We start from the raw sequence: 17753 nt of genomic DNA, 5'->3' as shown, positions 1-17753 counted from the left end.
ATAACGCGTTTTTTATTATAGGCCGCAGGTTCTTAAACTGAAGTCCTTCCTGAGCCAAACGAGATAAATATGAAAATCAAAACAAACCGCACGCTGCTCGCGGCGCTGGTTGTCAGCAGCCTGCTCTCGCCCGCCGTCATGGCGGCCTGCAACGGTACCGACCTCACGACCTGTCCGGCGCCTTTCGATGCCAGACTCCCGGACGCACATACCATGCTCACCTGGAGCCAGGCCGATCGCGTGGTGGGCTTTCGCAATGACTACCGCAACTACGCGGGCGATGTGTTCCGCCACGGCAACGCAACGCCGCTGCTGCCCGCAGAAAAACCGCTCACTGATGCCCGCTATCAGGTGAAGGGTAAGATTTACAATCTTCAGGATTACCTGAAACGCCAGAACGTCAGCGGCATGCTGGTGCTGAAAAATGGCAAAGTGGCCTATAAATACCTGGGAGAAGGCAATACCAACACAACGCTCTGGACGTCGCGTTCCGTGGGCAAATCGGTGGTTTCCGCGCTGGTGGGCGTTGCGATAAAAGAGGGTAAAATCCACTCCCTGGACGACCTCATCACCCAGTACGAACCGGATTTAAAAGGCACCGCCTGGGAGGGCGTAACGCTAAAACAGCTCATCACCCACACCTCGGGCGTGGCGTGGAACGAAGATTACACTAACCCGCAGTCAGACTTCGCCCGGCTTACCGAATGCGAAGCGAAACCGGGCACCTACGACTGCGTGCGCACCCTGGTGAAAGGATTACACCGTGAACACCCGGCGGGTGAAAACTGGTCCTATTCCTCGGGTGGCGCCTGGCTGTTAGGCGATGTGCTTGAGCGCGCCACCGGCATGACGCTCGCGGCGTATCTGGAGAAAAGCATCTGGCAGCCGTACGGCATGGCGAGCGACGGCGTGTGGCATGCCTACAGCAAAGGCCAGCACGACGTGGGTGCGCATGGATTTAACGCCACGCTGGAAGACTGGGGGCGTTTCGGGGAGTTTATCCTGCATAACGGTACATTGCCGGACGGAAAGCAGATCCTCCCCGAGGGCTGGGTGAAGCAGTCCTCAGCCTGGACACAGGCCAAAGGATCGGTGTCCGCCGCGCATCCGAAAGGCTTGTACGGCTACCAGTGGTGGAACAACGAAGTGCCGGCCACCGCCACAAACGTGGAGCCGAAAGTCGAAAATTCGCTGAAGGATTCCCTGTGGGCGCTGGGTATTTTTGGTCAGATGATCATGGTTAATCAGAAAGAAAAACTGGTTATCGTCCAGTGGTCCACCTGGCCGCAGGCAGAACCGTCATTCAGCGCCCAGCCGCTGGAAGCGTCGCTGATGTTTAGCGCGATTGCGAACGCGCTGCGCTGATAATCCCAAGCCAGGCCCCGCCTGGCTTCTCACCTGCGCGGTGTCACAAAACTGATATATCAGCAACTTAGCGATATGTGGTAAATAACAGATTACTGAAATGTTAAGTTATTGTTGAATATGTAAATACTGGTCAACGCTTTGTCATTAATGCACCACACGCATCAGTCCATGCGCGATTTGCGCTTATCAATTTCCACTTCCTGATCCAGTTTTCAGAAACAGACGAGCATAACGTCACTATAAAACTGGAGATAATCATGGTTTCCTCAACCTCACCTGCAACGGTTCGTTCGAAAGCGGGCGCGATTTTCCGCGTCACATCGGGCAACTTTCTTGAGCAATTCGACTTCTTTCTGTTCGGCTTTTATGCCACCTACATCGCCCACACGTTCTTCCCGGCAAGCAGTGAATTTGCGTCGCTGATGATGACCTTCGCCGTCTTTGGCGCGGGCTTTCTGATGCGTCCGATCGGGGCCATTGTGCTGGGGGCTTACATTGATAAAGTGGGTCGCCGTAAAGGGCTGATCGTCACCCTGTCGATTATGGCCGCCGGAACCTTTCTGATTGTGCTGATCCCTTCTTATCAGAGCATTGGCCTGTGGGCGCCGCTACTGGTGCTGACCGGCCGCCTGTTGCAGGGCTTTTCGGCAGGCGCTGAGCTGGGCGGGGTTTCGGTTTATCTGGCGGAGATCGCCACGCCGGGCCGCAAGGGTTTCTACACCAGCTGGCAGTCGGGTAGCCAGCAGGTCGCCATTATGATCGCGGCGGCGATGGGCTTTGCGCTGAATATGGTGCTGGAAGAGAGTGCCATTCGCGAATGGGGGTGGCGTATTCCGTTCCTGTTTGGCTGTCTGATTGTGCCGTTCATCTTTTTCCTGCGCCGCAAGCTGGAGGAGACCGAGGAATTCAGCGCCCGTCGCCACCATCTGGCGATGCGTCAGGTCTTCACAACGCTGCTCGCCAACTGGCCAGTAGTCATCGCGGGCATGCTGATGGTGGCGATGACCACCACCGCGTTTTACCTGATCACCGTTTACGCACCGACCTTCGGTAAAAAAGTCCTGATGCTCAGCGCCTCGGACAGTCTTTTGGTCACGCTGCTGGTAGCCATTTCTAACTTCATCTGGCTACCGATAGGCGGTGCGTTGTCGGACCGCTTCGGACGCAAACCGGTGCTGATCGCCATGACGCTGCTGGCGCTGGCGACCAGCTATCCGGCACTGACGATGCTGGCGGCAGCCCCGAGTTTCTCAATGATGCTGACCGTGCTGCTGTGGCTCTCTTTCCTCTACGGCCTGTATAACGGCGCGATGATCCCGGCCCTGACGGAGATCATGCCAGCAGAGGTGCGCGTGGCGGGCTTCTCGCTGGCTTATAGCCTGGCAACGGCGGTCTTTGGCGGTTTCACGCCGGTGATTTCTACCGCCTTAATTGAGTACACCGGCGATAAAGCCTCACCGGGGTACTGGATGAGCTTTGCCGCCGTTTGCGCCCTGCTGGCAACGCTTTATCTCTATCGTCGTCGCACGTTAATTCTGCAAACCACCGTTAAGGAGTGATCCCTCATGCTTACATTCAGAACGGTGATTGCCGCCCTGACCTTCGCCACCCTCAGCGCGGGCGCGCTTGCGCAGGATGTAACGGTGATGATTTCTGGCGGCTTCAAAGCGGCGCTGGAGAAGCTGGCGCCGCAGTACGAAGCGCAAAGCGGCGACAGGCTCATTGTGGTCTCCGGCCCGTCGATGGGCAAAACAACGCAGGCCATTCCGGCCCGGCTCGCCCGGGGCGAAAAAGCGGACGTGGTGATTATGGTGGGCGATGCGCTGGCGAAACTGGAACAGGATCGCAGGACGGCGGCGGGCTCCCGCGTGGAGCTGGCGGATTCGCCCGTCGGGATGGTCGTCAAAGCGGGCGCGCCGGTGCCGGATATCAGTACGGTACCCGCCCTGCGGCAAACGCTGCTGAAGGCGCATTCCATGGCTTATTCCGACAGCGCCAGCGGCCGGTATGTTGAGAGCCAGTTGTTCCGTAAGCTGGGCATCGACGGCCAGGTCCAAAATAAAGCGCACCGGGTTGAGCGCATCCCGGTGGCGTCTGAAGTGGCAAAAGGGAAATACGATCTCGGCTTTCAGCAAGTGAGCGAGCTTCTGCCGGTCCCGGGCGTGACGTTTGTGGGTAAGTTGCCTGACGACATACAGTACATTACCCGTTTCGCCGGAGCCGTAACGCAGAAGGCCGACCATCCTGAGCAGGGAAAAGCGCTGCTGGCCTTTCTCTCCTCGCCACAGGCGGCCAGCGTCATTACGGCAACGGGCTTAACGCCCGTCAGTGCACCTCGCGATACTGCTCGGTGATCAGCGTTTCGAGTTCGGCAGCAATGTAGGACTGGATCCGCCCGCGGCGGCGAATCAACCCCACGGTTCGCCTGACCTCTGGCTCGGTTAAAGGCACCGACGTCAGCAGCGAATGCTCTGCGCGGGGCATTGACATGGCGGGAACGGCCGCAATGCCGATCCCGGCTTCAACCATCCCGAGCATAGTCGTCACGTGCCGCGTTTCGCAGATGCTGGGGCGCTCAGGCCGAATATGTCCGACCCGCTGGTCGAGAAGATTGCGGTTGCCGGAGGTCTTATCCAGACCGATATAATCCTGCTGATAAAAAGCCTGCCACGTCAGGCTTTTTCTTTTTGCAAGCGGGCTGTCTCGTCGGCAGGCGGCCACGTAGACGTCCTCCACCAGCGGGACAAACTCGATGTCGGGCTGTAAACTTCGGGCAAAGCAGATACCAAAATCCGCCTGTCCGCGGGTGACGGCCTCGATAACATTTCCGGCGCTGCTGTCGATAAGTTTAATGCGCACGCGGGGGTAACGGGACTGAAAGCGGCGGATCACATCCGGCATAAAGTAACAGGCGGCAGACGGCACCGTCGCCACGGTGATTAATCCCGTGCGCTCCTCGCTGGCCTTATCGATATCCGAAAGCATGGACTCCACGTCGACAAGCAGTTGCCCGCACCGGTCGGCAAAGGTCTGTCCATACAGAGTCAGCGTGACGCGCCGGGTAGTTCTGTCGAACAGTTTTGTCCCCAGTGCCGCCTCCAGCTTTTCAATTCTGCGACTCAACGCCGACTGGGAAAGGCAGATAGACTCCGCCGCAAGACGGAAATTGCCGTATTCCAGTAAAGCGCGGAAGGCATAGAGATCGTTGAGGTCAAAATTGACGGGCATACTGACGGGATCCTTAAGCACGGTAGGGTAAGAAGAGATTTATCATAGCCGCGTACGACATACTTCACAAAATGAAGGGGATACCCCTAAAGCGCTATCAACCTTACGGCACATAGTGATAGTTTATGCGGGCTGGATTCCTCTTAAACAGGCTGCCAGTCTGCATGCCGCCGAAGAGGAGTGTCATACTGCTTAACAGAGTATGTTGGCATGCTAACAGCCCCTGACCTTTCCATTTTGTTCACGTGCGAGTAACGAGCAAAGCGATGATTAAGTGGCCCTGGAAAACGAACGAAGCTGGTCGAAATATGGCGCTGCCCTGGGATGAGGCTCTGGCGATCCCCGTGCTGGCGAATCTCTTGCCTGAAGAGCAATCAAAGCTGATTCAGCTGGCCGAGCGTTTTTTACAGCACAAACGGCTTGTGCCGCTACAGGGCTTCGAACTGGATCCGCTTAAAAATTCGCGCATCGCCCTGCTCTTCTGCTTACCGGTACTGGAGCTGGGTATCGAATGGCTGGATGGCTTCCATGAAGTGCTGATCTACCCGGCGCCGTTTATCGTCGATGATGAGTGGGAGGATGACATCGGGCTGGTGCACAACCAGCGTATGGTGCAGTCCGGGCAGAGCTGGCAGCAAGGGCCGATCATCCTCAACTGGCTGGATATTCAGGACTCGTTCGATGCCTCGGGCTTCAACCTGATCATTCACGAAGTAGCGCATAAGCTGGATACCCGCAACGGCGATCGCGCCAGCGGCGTGCCGCTGATCCCGCTGCGTGAAGTCGCGGGATGGGAGCACGACCTGCACGCGGCGATGGAAAACATTCAGGATGAGATAGACCTGGTGGGTGAAAGCGCGGCCAGCATTGATGCCTATGCCGCGACCGATCCCGCCGAGTGCTTTGCGGTGCTGTCCGAGTATTTCTTTAGCGCACCTGAGCTTTTTGCCCCACGCTTCCCGGCGCTGTGGCAGCGTTTCTGCCAGTTTTACCAGCAGGATCCGCTCCAGCGTCTGCGGCAAAGTGAGGACGCAGCCAGCACCTCCTCTCATCCGTTCCACTAATGTTCAGCAGGGGTACGATCGGTCGATCGTACCCATACGCTCACCGCAAGAAACAGCAGCGCCATTCCCCATGCGGCAGTAATCAAAAACTGCTCACCGTAAAAGCGCGTCACCACGGGTACCAGCAGCGCACTGGCCCCGTACCCCAGCGTATGGCTGGTGGCGATCACCCCTGCCCCTTTGCCCGTCGTCAGCCGATCGTTGAGCAAAAGCTGGTATCCCGGCGTGGCCATGGCAGCACCCAGCGAGGTGATGACAATGCCCACGTAGAACAGGGCTAAACTGGCGAGACACATCAGCCCAAGCCCCGCCACCATCAAGACCGCGGCAATTAAGAGTAAAACCCTCGGGCTAAAATGCTGCGGGCGTACCACCAGAAACTGCGCCGCCAGGGTCGCCAGCGCGGCCAGGCTCAGCAGCAGGGCGACATGATGGCTGATTTGCACGGCATCGCCATTAAATAACGGATGAAGATGCGGCGATAAACCAAGCTGCATCAGGCTGACCAACGCCGCCAGCAGCAGCGCCAGCAGCAGGAAAGGCAGCATAGAGGCCTGTAACCGCGTCGACTGGTGCGCCACCGGCGGCAGCGGGGGATCGGCGGCTTCGCGCAGCACCAGAAGCAGCGCGATAAACGGCGCCAGCACCATCAGCCAGAGCGGTGCGACCGGGCTGACGCTGAGCATCAGCGCGGCCAGAGGCGGTCCCAGCAGACGCCCGCAGCTAAGGCCAGAGCTTATCGTTGCCAGCGCCGCCATTCTTTTATCCAGCCCCGCGCGTTGAATGGCCCACGTCTGGGCCGCAGGCACCAGCCCCGATACCGTCAGGCCGTACAGCATGCGCGACAGAACCAGGCCCGCCATTCCCCAGAGGGCATTCAGCGCGCCGTTGGCCATCGCCCAGACCACCAGCGCCATCACGACGAAGCTCGCCAGATAGCCGCCTAACGAGGCCAGCATCACGACCTTACAGCCGTGCCGCTCGCTCTGGCGTCCCCACCAGGGCGATGCGGGTAAAAAGAGCATCGAGCCGAACATCAGCAGCCCGGCCCAGACGGAGAGCGACAGTCCGGTCAGGGAGACCAGCTGCGGCAGCATGACCAGCAAACCGTTTTGTCCGATACCCAATAAACCGGCGCCCAGTGCAAGGGGCCAGTTTGCCTTCGGGGCCATATTGTCAGTGATGTTCTCAGTACAGGTGCGCATAGAATTGTGAAGATAATGTCAATAAATGTGTGGAAATTATGAAGTTTATGAAAACAAATATTGCAAAAATAGTTGCGGCTGTAAACAGAATGAATATCATAACGAGAATTATTATCAGTCATGGAATGAGGTACATCTATGCGTGCTCTGCCCCGCTCCGCCGGTACAGATGTTGCGGCCCAGTGTTTTTTGAACGCGCTGCTGCGCGAAACGAAGGACTGGCACTATCTTCCCGCAACCCGTGCGGATGAGTTATCGCAGATACATATCCCGCTCTCCCCAACCCAGGCCATCCGGGTTCCGGTACGCTATTTCTCCCCCACGCAGCATCACCAGTATTGTTTCCCGGCCACGCTGATTCAGGCCGACAGCGACGGCGGTGACACGGTCACATTCCATCAACTGATTGATTTCATTATTGAAAAAGAGACAGTAAAAGGCGCTCTGGATGGCGATACGCTGGCCCGCTTTAAGCAGCGCGTCCTGGAGAGCCATACGCACACCTGGCAGGCCATTGATTTACGCCACAACTGGGCAAACCTGCGCGATAAGCCGCTGACCTTTGCCGAAGCGGAACAGGCGCTGCTGGTCGGCCATGCTTTTCATCCTGCCCCAAAGTCGCACGAGCCGTTTAACGAGGCCGAGGCGCGCCGCTATCTGCCGGATTTCGCCTCGCGCTTCCCGCTGCGCTGGTTTGCGGTTGAGCATGGACTGATTGCCGGGGACAGCCTGAACGTCTCCCTGCGTGAACGTCTGCTGCGCTTCGCGGCCCAGAGTGCGCCGGATCTTCTCGGCCACTTCACCGACACCCGCTGGCTGCTGCCGATGCATCCGTGGCAGGCTGCCTATTTGCTGGAGCAGCCGTGGTGCCAGCGTCTGGTTGAAAAAGGCGCCCTGCGGGATCTTGGCGAGGCGGGCGCACAGTGGCTGCCTACCAGCTCTTCCCGCTCGCTGTACAGCGAAACCAATAGCGACATGATTAAGTTTTCCCTCAGCGTGCGGCTGACCAACTCCGTGCGCACGCTGTCGGTCAAAGAAGTTAAGCGCGGCATGCGCCTGGCGCGGCTGGCGAAAACGGCACGCTGGCAGGAGCTCCAGGCGCGCTACCCGACCATGCGCGTGATGCAGGAAGACGGCTGGGCCGGGCTGCGCGATGAAAGCGGCGTCATTCAGGAAGAGAGCCTGATGGCCCTGCGCGTCAACCTGCTGTTTGATACGCCAGATACCCAAACCAACGTGCTGGTGAGCCTGACCCAGGCGGCACCGGACGGCGGCGACAGCCTGCTGGCGGCAGCGGTGCGCCGTCTGAGCCAGCGTCTGGATCTCCCGCTCGCCCAGGCCGCACGCTGCTGGCTGGACGCCTACTGCGACCACGTATTGCTTCCGCTGTTCAGCGCCGAGGCGGACTACGGTCTGGTCCTGCTGGCGCACCAGCAAAACATCCTCGTTGAGATGCAGCAGGATTTCCCCGTTGGGCTGATCTACCGCGATTGTCAGGGCAGCGCCTGGACCGAAGGGGCCGACGCGTGGCTGAAAGAGGCAGGTGAAACCGAGGTGGAAAACCGCTTCGGTGAGAGCCAGCTGCTGCGCTACTTCCCTTATTACCTGCTGCTGAACTCTACCCTTGCCGTCACCGCCGCGCTCGCCGCTGCCGGCTTCGACAGCGAAGAGAACCTGATGCCCCGCGTGCGTGACGCGCTGGCCAAACTGCGCATGACGGCGAAGCAGACCCGCTGCCTTGATTATGTGCTCGACAGCCCGACCTGGAACTGCAAAGGCAACTTCTTCTGCTACCTGCACGATCGCAACGAAAACACCATCGTCGATCCGGCGGTGATCTATTTCGACTTTAGCAACCCGTTTTATAAGGAGAAGGCGTGATGGCAAACGCGAACATCGTCCATTCCGGCTACGGCTTTCGCTGTACGGCCACGGAACAAAACCTGCCGCTGACGCTGGGTCTTGACGGCAGCGCGGTCCTTGCGCGTCTGGCCGGGCTCCCGGACGGCTGGCTGGTGGACGCCCTCGACCAGCTGTTTGTTGCCGCACCCGCCCTGACCGGCATTACCCTGCCGTGGGCCGCCTGGCAGGATGAACCTCAGGCGCAGGCGCTGTTTAGCCTCGCAAACGGGGATTATCTGGCGCGCGAAATATTCTGGCAGCTGCCGCTGTGGCTGAAAGGCGAACGTCCGCAGGCGAGCGGCGGAATGCAGTTTGATGAAAGCCGTCAGCTGTACTTCCCGCTGCGCCCTCATCGTCCGCAGGGCGAAGTGTATCGCCGTTACGATCCGCAGATTAAGCGCACCCTGAGCTTCCGCGTGGCGGACGTGGCGCTGGACGGCGAGCGTTTTACCCGCTGGATGAACACCCCACGCGTGAACGCCTTCTGGGAGATGGCGGGCCCGCAGGCCGAGCAGGAGAACTACCTGCGCCGTCAGCTCGACTCGACCTATTGCTACCCGGTGATCGGCTGCTTTGACGACCAGCCGTTCGGCTATTTTGAACTTTACTGGGCGGCGGAAGACCGCATTGGCCGCCACTATCGCTGGCAGCCCTATGATCGCGGACTGCACATGCTGGTGGGTGAAGAGAACTGGCGCGGGGCGCAGTATATCCGCAGCTGGCTACGCGGCCTCAGCCACTATCTGTATCTCGATGAACCGCGTACGGCGCGCATTGTGGCGGAACCGCGCTTCGACAACCAGCGTCTGTTCCGCCATCTGGCATCCGCCGGTTTTGACACGTTGAAAGAGTTCGACTTCCCGCACAAACGCTCCCGTCTCATCATGAGCGAGCGGCACCGCTTCTTCCATGAGGTGGAACTGTGAACGCGCTCTGGCAGAAAGTGAACCGCGAGATGGTGGCGAAGATCCTCGCTGAACTGGAATATGAACGCACCCTGCGCGCCGAGCCGGTTTCGGCGGACTACTGGCGCATCAGTATGGGCAACGCGACCTGGCAGTTTAGCGCCACGCGTGGGATCTGGGGCTGGCTGCATATTGACCCTGATACCCTGACCACCGCCAGCGGCGCGGCGGTCGAAGCGGAAAACGCGCTGCTGCAACTGGCCACCGTGCTGGAGATGAGCGACGCGCAAACGGCGGAGCACATGGAAGATCTCTACGCCACGCTGCGGGGCGACATGCAGCTGTTGCAGGCGCGTGACACGCTGGATGCCGATGCGCTGATCCACCTCGACCCGGACGAACTACAGTGCCTGATGCGCGGTCACCCGAAGTTTATTTTCAACAAGGGACGCCGCGGCTGGGGGCTGGATGCCCTGCGCCTTTACGCGCCGGAATATCGCGGGCGTTTTCGTCTGCACTGGGTCGCCGTGCAACGCGATCGTCTGGTCTGGAGCAGTGACGCCGATTGCGATATCAACACCCTGCTCGCCAGCGCCATGGACGATGCCGAGCGCAACCGATTCGACGCCCGCTGGCAGGAACTGGATCTGGACGACAGCTGGCTGCCGGTGCCGCTGCATCCGTGGCAGTGGCAGCAAAAAATTGCCATTCATTTCCTGGCACAGCTCGCGCGCGGTGAGATGGTGGAGCTGGGAGAGTTCGGCGATGAGTATCTGGCGCAGCAGTCCCTGCGCACGCTGACCAACGCCAGCCGTCGCGCGCCGTATGACATCAAGCTGCCGCTGACCATCTACAACACTTCCTGCTACCGCGGTATTCCGGGCAAGTATATTGCCGCCGGTCCGCTGGCCTCGCGCTGGCTACAGCAGCAGTTCGCCAGCGATGCCACGCTGATTCACTCCGGGGCGCAGGTGCTTGGCGAACCCGCAGCCGGATATCTGTCGCATCCGGGTTATGCCGCATTGCCTGAGGCGCCGTACCGCTATCAGGAGATGCTGGGGGTGATCTGGCGCGAGAACCCATCCTGCTATTTACAGGATGGCGAACAGGCGGTGCTGATGGCCGCGCTGATGGAAACCGATAACGACGGGCGCCCGCTGATTGACGCATGGATCAAACGCTCGGGGTTAACCGCAGACGCATGGCTGGAAAAGCTGTTTGAGGCGACGGTGATCCCCTTCTATCACCTGCTCTGCCGCTACGGGGTGGCGCTCATCGCCCACGGCCAGAACGTCACGCTGGTGATGAAAGATTACGTCCCACAGCGCATTCTGCTGAAGGATTTCCAGGGCGACATGCGCCTGGTGGACGAGGATTTCCCGCAGGCGCAGAGCCTGCCGGAGCAGGTAAAAGCCGTCACCGCACGCCTCAGTGCGGATTACATCATCCACGACCTGCAAACCGGCAACTTTGTCACGGTGCTGCGCTTTATTTCCCGTCTCACCCTGCAATGCGGCGTGAGCGAAACCCGCTTCTATCAGATCCTGGCGCAGGTGTTACGTCGCTATATGGCCGCCCATCCGGATCTTGCGGCGCGCTTCGCGAAGTTCGACCTGTTTAAGCCGCAGATTATTCGCGTGATCCTCAACCCGGTCAAACTGACCTTCTCTGAACACGATGGCGGCAACCGCATGCTGCCGAACTACGTCTGCGATCTTGATAACCCTCTTTTTCTGGTCTCCCAGGAGTCAGCGCAATGAAAACCTATGATTTCATCGGCATTGGTATCGGTCCGTTCAACCTCAGTATTGCCGCGCTGGCAGAGGGGCTGGACGGTTTTAGCTCGCTGTTTCTTGAACGCAAGCCGCACTTCTCCTGGCACCCGGGAATGATGGTACCGGACTGCCATATGCAGACCAGCTTCCTGAAGGATCTGGTCAGCGCCGTGGAGCCAACCAACCGCCACAGCTTCCTGAACTACCTGGTACAGCGCAAAAAGTTCTACCGTTTCCTCACTACCGAGCAGCGCACCGTCTCGCGCGAGGAGTTTGCCGACTACCTGTGCTGGGCGGCGGATAACCTGACTAATCTGGCCTTCAGCCAGCAGGTGCAGCAGGTCAGCTTTGATGAGCAAAACGGTCTGTTTGAGGTCGTGACCCAGCGGGATCGCTTCCTGGCGCGCCATGTCTGCGTGGGGATTGGGAAGCAGATCAATCTGCCTGACTGCGTTACCGCGCAGGACGACACCTGCTTCCATGCCAGCGAAATGATGCTGCGCACGCCGGATTTAGCAGGCAAGCGCGTCACCGTCGTCGGCGGCGGCCAGAGCGGTGCGGATCTGTTTTTGAATATCTTCCGTGGGGAATGGGGCCAGCCGCTGAGCCTCAACTGGATCTCGCGTCGCAACAACTACAACGCGCTGGATGAAGCCGCGTTTGCTAACGAGTATTTCACGCCGGAGTATGTGGACAGCTTCTCCACCCTCGGTGACGACGCCCGTCGCCAGATGTTGCAGGAGCAGAAGATGACCTCCGACGGGATCACCACGGAGTCGCTGCTGGCCATCTATCGTGCCATGTATCACCGCTTCGAAGTGCTGCGGGAAAAACCCTGGGCGCACCTTATGCCGTCCCGCTCGGTGACGGCGCTGACGCGCCAGGAGAACGGGCAGCGCCTGAGCATCCAGCATCACCTGGATGGCGGGCGCGAACAGCTGGAGAGCGACGTGGTGATTTTCGCCACCGGCTACCGCGCCGTGCAGCCCGCGTTTCTCGCCCCGCTCTCATCCCGACTGCGTCTGGATGAGGATGAAGCCTTCTGCATCAACAACGATTTTACCCTTGAATGGGACGGCCCGCAGAGCAACCGCCTGTTTGCCGTCAATGCCGGGATGCACCGTCTCGGTATTGCCGAACCCCAGCTCAGCCTGATGGCCTGGCGCGCGGCGCGAATTCTGAATCGCGCTCACGATGACGAGCCGTTTGAACTGGCAACCACCCCCGGCGTGATCCACTGGCGGAGCACCACCAGCCCGGAGAGCAGCCAGGTTTTTAAATCATTAATGAAGACCACCGAGTACTGACACACACATTCAGGATCAACATAACAATGAAACGTTCTCATCTTTGGGTTTTAAATCCGTGCTTGCTTGCCATGCTTTCTACCTCTGCGTGGGCGGAAGAACAAAAGGAAGAAGATATTGTGGTTTCTGCCAGCCGGGCACATCGCAGCGTGGCAGAGATGGCGCAAACCACCTGGGTTATAGAGCGGGCGGAAATTGAGCAGCAGGTTCAGGGCGGGAAAGAGATTAAAGAGGTGCTGGCCCAGCTGATCCCCGGCATGGACGTCAGCAGCCAGGGACGTACCAACTACGGCATGAACCTGCGCGGTCGCTCCATGATGGTGATGGTGGACGGCGTGCGCCTGAACTCGTCCCGCAGCGACAGCCGCCAGCTCGACTCTATCGATCCGTTCAACATTGACCGTATCGAAGTCATTTCCGGCGCCACCTCGCTGTACGGCGGCGGCAGTACCGGCGGTCTGGTGAACATCGTCACCAAAAAAGGCCAGCCGGAGACCGAAGTGGAGTTCCAGACCGGGGCAAAAAGCGGGTTTAACAGCCATAACGACCATGATGAGAACGTCTCAGCAGCCGTGAGCGGCGGCAACGACAACGCCTCTGGACGTCTGTCGGTCTCCTATCAGCGCTACGGCGGCTGGTATGACGGCAACGGCGACGAGGTGATTATCGATAACACCCAGACCGGCTTACAGTATTCCGACCGTATCGACGTGATGGGAACGGGCACCATTAACATCGACGATCATCAGCAGCTCCAGTTAACCACCCAGTACTACAAGAGCGAATCCGACGGCAAGCACGGCCTGTTCCTCGGAGAGAATTTCGCTGCGGTCACGGGCGATGCCAAAGCCTATAACAAAGACAACCTGAACTCTGACCGTATCCCGGGCACAGAGCGTCACCTGATCAACCTGCAGTACTCGAACACCGACTTCTGGGGGCAGGATCTGGTTGCGCAGATTTACTACCGTGATGAGAGCCTGACCTACTACCCGTTCCCGACGCTGAGCAAAGGCGCGGTGACCAGCATTGGCGCGTCCCAGCAGAAAACCGATTTTTACGGCGGCAAGCTGACGCTGAACAGCAAGCCGATGGATGACCTGACCCTCACCTGGGGTGTGGATGCCGATCACGAAACGTTCGACGCCAACCAGCAGTTCTTCGACTTAAGCAAAGCGGCGGCGAGCGGCGGCATGGAGCTGGACAACGCCTACAACGTGGGCCGTTACCCGGGATACAGCATTACCAACCTCGCGCCGTTCCTGCAAGCCAGCTATGACATTGACGCTATCACCCTGAGCGGCGGCGTGCGCTACCAGTACACCGAAAACAAGGTGGACGATTTTGTCGGTTACGCCCAGCAGCAGGCAATCGCCACGGGCAAAGCCACCTCCGCTGACGCGGTGCCGGGCGGGAAAACCGACTACAACAACTTCCTGTTTAACGCCGGGATCCTTGGACGTCTGACCGAACAGCAACAGCTGTGGTTTAACTTCTCCCAGGGCTTCGAAATTCCGGACCTGGCGAAGTACTACGGCTCCGGCACCTATCAGCTGGTCGATGGTCACTATCGCCTGCAAAACAGCGTGAACGTGAACGACTCAACGCTGGACGGTATTAAGGTCAATGCTTACGAGCTGGGCTGGCGCTTCACCGGCGATAACCTGCGTACCCAGGTGGCGGCCTACTACTCGCTCTCGGATAAAACCATCACCATCAACAAGAGCGACATGACCATCAACCTGGAAGACGACAAACGTCGTATCTATGGGATTGAAGGCCAGGTGGATTATTTCTTCACCGACAGCGACTGGAGCACCGGGGCGAACTTTAACGCCATCAAGTCCGAAACGCGTGAAAACGGGAAATGGGAGAAGCTGACGGTCGACAGCGCCAGCCCGTCGAAAGCCAGCGCATGGGTGAACTGGGCGCCGGGCGACTGGGCCCTGCGCGTGCAGAGCACACAAACCTTCGACGTGTCTGACGCCGACGGTAAGAAGATTGATGGCTATAACACCGTTGATTTCCTGGGTAGCTACGCCCTGCCGGTGGGCAAAGTCAGCTTCAGCGTGGAGAACCTGCTGGACAAAGACTACACCACCGCCTGGGGCCAGCGCGCACCGGGGCTGTATAGTCCAACCTACGGTGCACCGGGTCTTTATACTTATAAAGGCCGTGGACGTACGTTTGGTCTGAACTACTCCGTTCTGTTCTGATCCTGCGCGCCGCCTGTCTGCGGGCGGCGCGATTTGCTGTGCAATTTGAAAGCAAATTTGCTATTAAATCATCGGTTTGCTGAAATTGTCGGCAAACGAACAAAAACGGTGTTTTCCCCTTTGACAAGGCGCACGCAGGTCGATAATATGCGCCTCGTTCACACGATTCCTCTGTAGTTCAGTCGGTAGAACGGCGGACTGTTAATCCGTATGTCACTGGTTCGAGTCCAGTCAGAGGAGCCAAATTTAAAAAGCCTGCTTTTAAAGCAGGCTTTTTGCTTTTGTGGGTTCGGTAAATTTGCCGGGTGGCGGCTGCGCCTTACCCGGCCTACTGATTAGCGACTAAATCTGATAATCAATCGCCACCTCTTCCGGCTCCATCACCTGGCGTTTGATCTCATCCACGGACAGCCCTGCATTGCACAGCTCGATAAATCGCCACACGTAGTTACGCTGAAGCTGCCCGCGCTTTAGCCCAAGCCAGACGGTATTCGCGTCGAAAAGATGACGCGTATCCAGGCGCACCAGATTTCCGGCTTCATATTCTCCGCCAGACTGCTCGGCCACCAGGCCAATCCCCAGCCCTAACTCGACGTAGGTTTTGATCACGTCGGAATCCTGTGCGCTCAGCACCACGTCCGGTGTGAGCCCTTTACGCTTGAACGCTTCATCAATGCGCGAGCGTCCGGTAATGCCCTGCCGGTAGGTAATCAGCGGCCATTTGACGATCTCTTCCAGCGTCAAGGGCGAAACCTGATTCAGGGGGTGATCGGCGGGTAACAGCAGGCTGTGATGCCAGCGGAACCACGGGAACGCCACCAGCAGCGGGTCGTTGCTCAGCCGTTCACTGGCGATACCAATATCTGCCCCACCGTTATGCAGCAGCACTTCGATTTCCTGCGGCGTGCCCTGGATCAGTTCCAGACGTACGTCCGGGAAGATCTCACGAAATGCTTTGATAACGGTCGGAAGACTGTAGCGCGCCTGCGTATGGGTGGTGGCGATTGTCAGCACACCTGACGCGTCGTTGGTAAAGAGATCTGCCAGCCGACGAACGTTGCTGGCCTCGTTGAGAATGCGCTCAGCGATGGTCAGCAATGCCTTGCCTGGCTCCGTCATGCCCAGCAGGCGCTTGCCGCGACGGATAAAAATCTCAATGCCTAACTCCTCCTCAAGCTCGCGGATATGTCGGCTGACACCCGACTGAGAGGTGTAAAGCATGTTAGCGACCTCGGTCAGGTTGTAATCCCGCCTGGCCGCCTCACGAATAATTTTAAGTTGCTGGAAATTCACGATTCACTCCGGCGCATCTGACATAAGGCTATTGTTAGAGTCAGCCGGGCTGGAGAACAAATAATAAAAACCAGCATCTTATGCTTATTTGGAATATCAGCTGACCAGTTGCAGCTCGCGATTTTCCAGCGACGGCTTACTGACCAGAGACATCAGGATCTCTTTCACCGCCTGCGCCTGCGGTGACAGGGAGCCGCGCGCGGACATATTCAACGACAGCGGTAAGCTCATGGATGGCGTGGTGATGCGGGCCATCCAGCCATTCGCCGCGCTGCACAGTGAACGTGCGGCAGACTCGGGCAGTACCGTTACCCCCATGCCGCTGGCAATGGCGGCAGTCAGCGTGGAGATGGAATCAATCTCCCCGATAATCTTCGCCGTCAGACGGCGCAGCGAGAACGCTTCGTCAACGCGAACGCGCACGGCGCTGTAGTCGCGCGGCAGGAACAGGTTCATCTCTGCCACGGCGGTTAAATCAATGCTCTGGCCGGGGCAATCACGGGTCCCGACCAGATAAAGATCTTCCTTCAGCAGCGGCTGGCTGGTGATCCCGGCAACCGGTGAGCGATCGTACAGCACCGCCATATCCAGCTGACCGTTGAGCAGTTTGTCATTGAGCACGGAACCACTGTTCTCATGCAGATAAACCAGCACTTCTGGTAGCTCCGCGCGCACCGCCTGAAGCAGCGGCATGGTTACCGACGATGCGGCCGTTCCCGGCGCCAGGCCGATGGAGACATTCCCGCTGAGGGTCTGACCCACGTTGTGCACGGCCAGCTGCGCCTGTTCGCACTGACGCAGGATCGTACGGGCATGGGTATATAAAATTTTTCCCGCTTCGGTAGGCGTTACGCCGCGCTTGGTGCGGATCAACAGTTGCTGGTCCATTTCGCCTTCCAGAGTCGCGACCTGCTGGCTCAGCGCAGGCTGCGCGATATGCAGCACTTCAGCCGCCTGGGTCAGGCTGCCGATATCGACGATTTTTACGAAGTATTTCAGTCGTCTTAAGTTCATGTTGCCCCCTGTTCGAAAATAGCGTGCCGGTAACGGCTGTGTTGTTAAACAGGTTTTGCAATATGGATGCCAGGTTTTGGCAGCGAATAAATATGTTTGCTAAGCGGCTGAAAATAAGGAAAGCCAATCGCTGGTGCCTGTTTTCAGACAGTGACAACGGATTCCGATCTGCCCCATTCGGGGTATATCTGCACAATAATGGTGCATTCCGTTGGCAAAAACGTCAGTTTGCTGTTTTTGTCAGCAAACAGTCTAAAGTCGGCGATCCATCCTTTGACAAGGCGTACGCAGGTCGATAATATGCGCCCCGTTCACACGATTCCTCTGTAGTTCAGTCGGTAGAACGGCGGACTGTTAATCCGTATGTCACTGGTTCGAGTCCAGTCAGAGGAGCCAAATTTGAAAAGCCTGCTTTTAAAGCAGGCTTTTTGCTTTTCTGCGTTTGGTACGTTTGTCGGGTGACGCTCCGCTTATCC

General features: G+C 58.4%; 13 protein-coding genes and 2 tRNA genes. 11 read left to right on the top strand and 4 right to left on the bottom strand.

Features of this window, described 5'->3' with window-relative positions; genetic code table 11:
- Positions 1 to 69: 69 nt before the first annotated feature.
- From C3451_RS10115 to C3451_RS10105, 3 genes are all read left to right on the top strand, one after another.
- On the top strand, positions 70 to 1365 hold the full coding sequence (locus tag C3451_RS10115; protein ID WP_045623399.1) for a serine hydrolase: 1296 nt from the start codon (positions 70 to 72) through the stop codon (positions 1363 to 1365).
- 260 nt (positions 1366 to 1625) lie between these two features.
- Positions 1626 to 2927 (top strand): MFS transporter, encoded by a 1302-nt coding sequence (locus C3451_RS10110; protein WP_022648575.1) that lies wholly within the window; start codon positions 1626 to 1628, stop codon positions 2925 to 2927.
- A gap of 6 nt (positions 2928 to 2933) precedes the next feature.
- The gene (locus C3451_RS10105; RefSeq protein ID WP_045623401.1) at positions 2934 to 3722 is read left to right on the top strand and encodes a substrate-binding domain-containing protein; all 789 of its coding nucleotides are present in this window, start codon (positions 2934 to 2936) and stop codon (positions 3720 to 3722) included.
- Here C3451_RS10105 and C3451_RS10100 read toward each other — a convergent pair.
- Positions 3694 to 4596, bottom strand: a complete 903-nt coding sequence (locus C3451_RS10100; protein WP_023300505.1) for a LysR family transcriptional regulator — start codon at positions 4594 to 4596, stop codon at positions 3694 to 3696. The genes C3451_RS10105 and C3451_RS10100 overlap by 29 nt on opposite strands.
- A gap of 266 nt (positions 4597 to 4862) precedes the next feature.
- Here C3451_RS10100 and mtfA point away from each other — a divergent pair, with 266 nt between their 5' ends.
- Positions 4863 to 5660, top strand: coding sequence for a DgsA anti-repressor MtfA (gene mtfA / locus C3451_RS10095; protein WP_045623402.1), 798 nt, complete (start codon positions 4863 to 4865; stop codon positions 5658 to 5660).
- On the opposite strand, the gene C3451_RS10090 is transcribed toward mtfA, so the two are convergent.
- Positions 5657 to 6865, bottom strand: coding sequence for an MFS transporter (locus C3451_RS10090; protein ID WP_124304303.1), 1209 nt, complete (start codon positions 6863 to 6865; stop codon positions 5657 to 5659). The two genes, mtfA and C3451_RS10090, sit on opposite strands and share 4 nt — an antisense overlap.
- A gap of 138 nt (positions 6866 to 7003) precedes the next feature.
- Between C3451_RS10090 and C3451_RS10085 the strand changes: the two genes are divergently transcribed.
- From C3451_RS10085 to C3451_RS10060, 6 genes are all read left to right on the top strand, one after another.
- Positions 7004 to 8746 (top strand): IucA/IucC family protein, encoded by a 1743-nt coding sequence (locus tag C3451_RS10085; RefSeq protein ID WP_045623405.1) that lies wholly within the window; start codon positions 7004 to 7006, stop codon positions 8744 to 8746.
- Positions 8746 to 9693, top strand: coding sequence for a GNAT family N-acetyltransferase (locus C3451_RS10080; RefSeq protein ID WP_045623407.1), 948 nt, complete (start codon positions 8746 to 8748; stop codon positions 9691 to 9693). Before C3451_RS10085 ends, C3451_RS10080 begins: the two co-directional genes overlap by 1 nt.
- Complete coding sequence (gene iucC, locus C3451_RS10075) at positions 9690 to 11432, top strand: IucA/IucC family siderophore biosynthesis protein (protein ID WP_045623409.1); 1743 nt, start codon at positions 9690 to 9692, stop codon at positions 11430 to 11432. Before C3451_RS10080 ends, iucC begins: the two co-directional genes overlap by 4 nt.
- Positions 11429 to 12754: a SidA/IucD/PvdA family monooxygenase gene (locus C3451_RS10070; RefSeq protein WP_023306541.1), complete on the top strand. Its 1326-nt coding sequence runs from the start codon at positions 11429 to 11431 to the stop codon at positions 12752 to 12754. The genes iucC and C3451_RS10070 overlap by 4 nt, the downstream gene beginning before the upstream one ends.
- 26 nt (positions 12755 to 12780) lie before the next feature.
- Positions 12781 to 14970 carry a TonB-dependent siderophore receptor gene (locus tag C3451_RS10065; protein ID WP_038416341.1) on the top strand — a complete coding sequence of 730 codons (2190 nt, stop codon included), beginning with the start codon at positions 12781 to 12783 and terminating at the stop codon, positions 14968 to 14970.
- A gap of 167 nt (positions 14971 to 15137) precedes the next feature.
- Positions 15138 to 15213: transfer RNA gene (locus C3451_RS10060), tRNA-Asn, on the top strand.
- A gap of 99 nt (positions 15214 to 15312) precedes the next feature.
- Here C3451_RS10060 and cbl read toward each other — a convergent pair.
- Positions 15313 to 16263: an HTH-type transcriptional regulator Cbl gene (cbl, locus tag C3451_RS10055; protein ID WP_003859532.1), complete on the bottom strand. Its 951-nt coding sequence runs from the start codon at positions 16261 to 16263 to the stop codon at positions 15313 to 15315.
- A 96-nt stretch (positions 16264 to 16359) separates the two neighbouring features.
- Positions 16360 to 17277, bottom strand: a complete 918-nt coding sequence (gene nac, locus C3451_RS10050; protein WP_022648585.1) for a nitrogen assimilation transcriptional regulator NAC — start codon at positions 17275 to 17277, stop codon at positions 16360 to 16362.
- Positions 17278 to 17597: 320 nt separating this feature from the next.
- Here nac and C3451_RS10045 point away from each other — a divergent pair.
- A tRNA-Asn gene (locus tag C3451_RS10045) sits at positions 17598 to 17673 on the top strand.
- Positions 17674 to 17753: the final 80 nt, after the last annotated feature.

The organism is Enterobacter sp. 301B, assembly GCF_003850715.1.
GTDB classification, from domain to species: Bacteria; Pseudomonadota; Gammaproteobacteria; order Enterobacterales; family Enterobacteriaceae; genus Enterobacter; species Enterobacter intestinihominis.
This window is presented reverse-complemented; position numbering and strand designations above follow the sequence as displayed.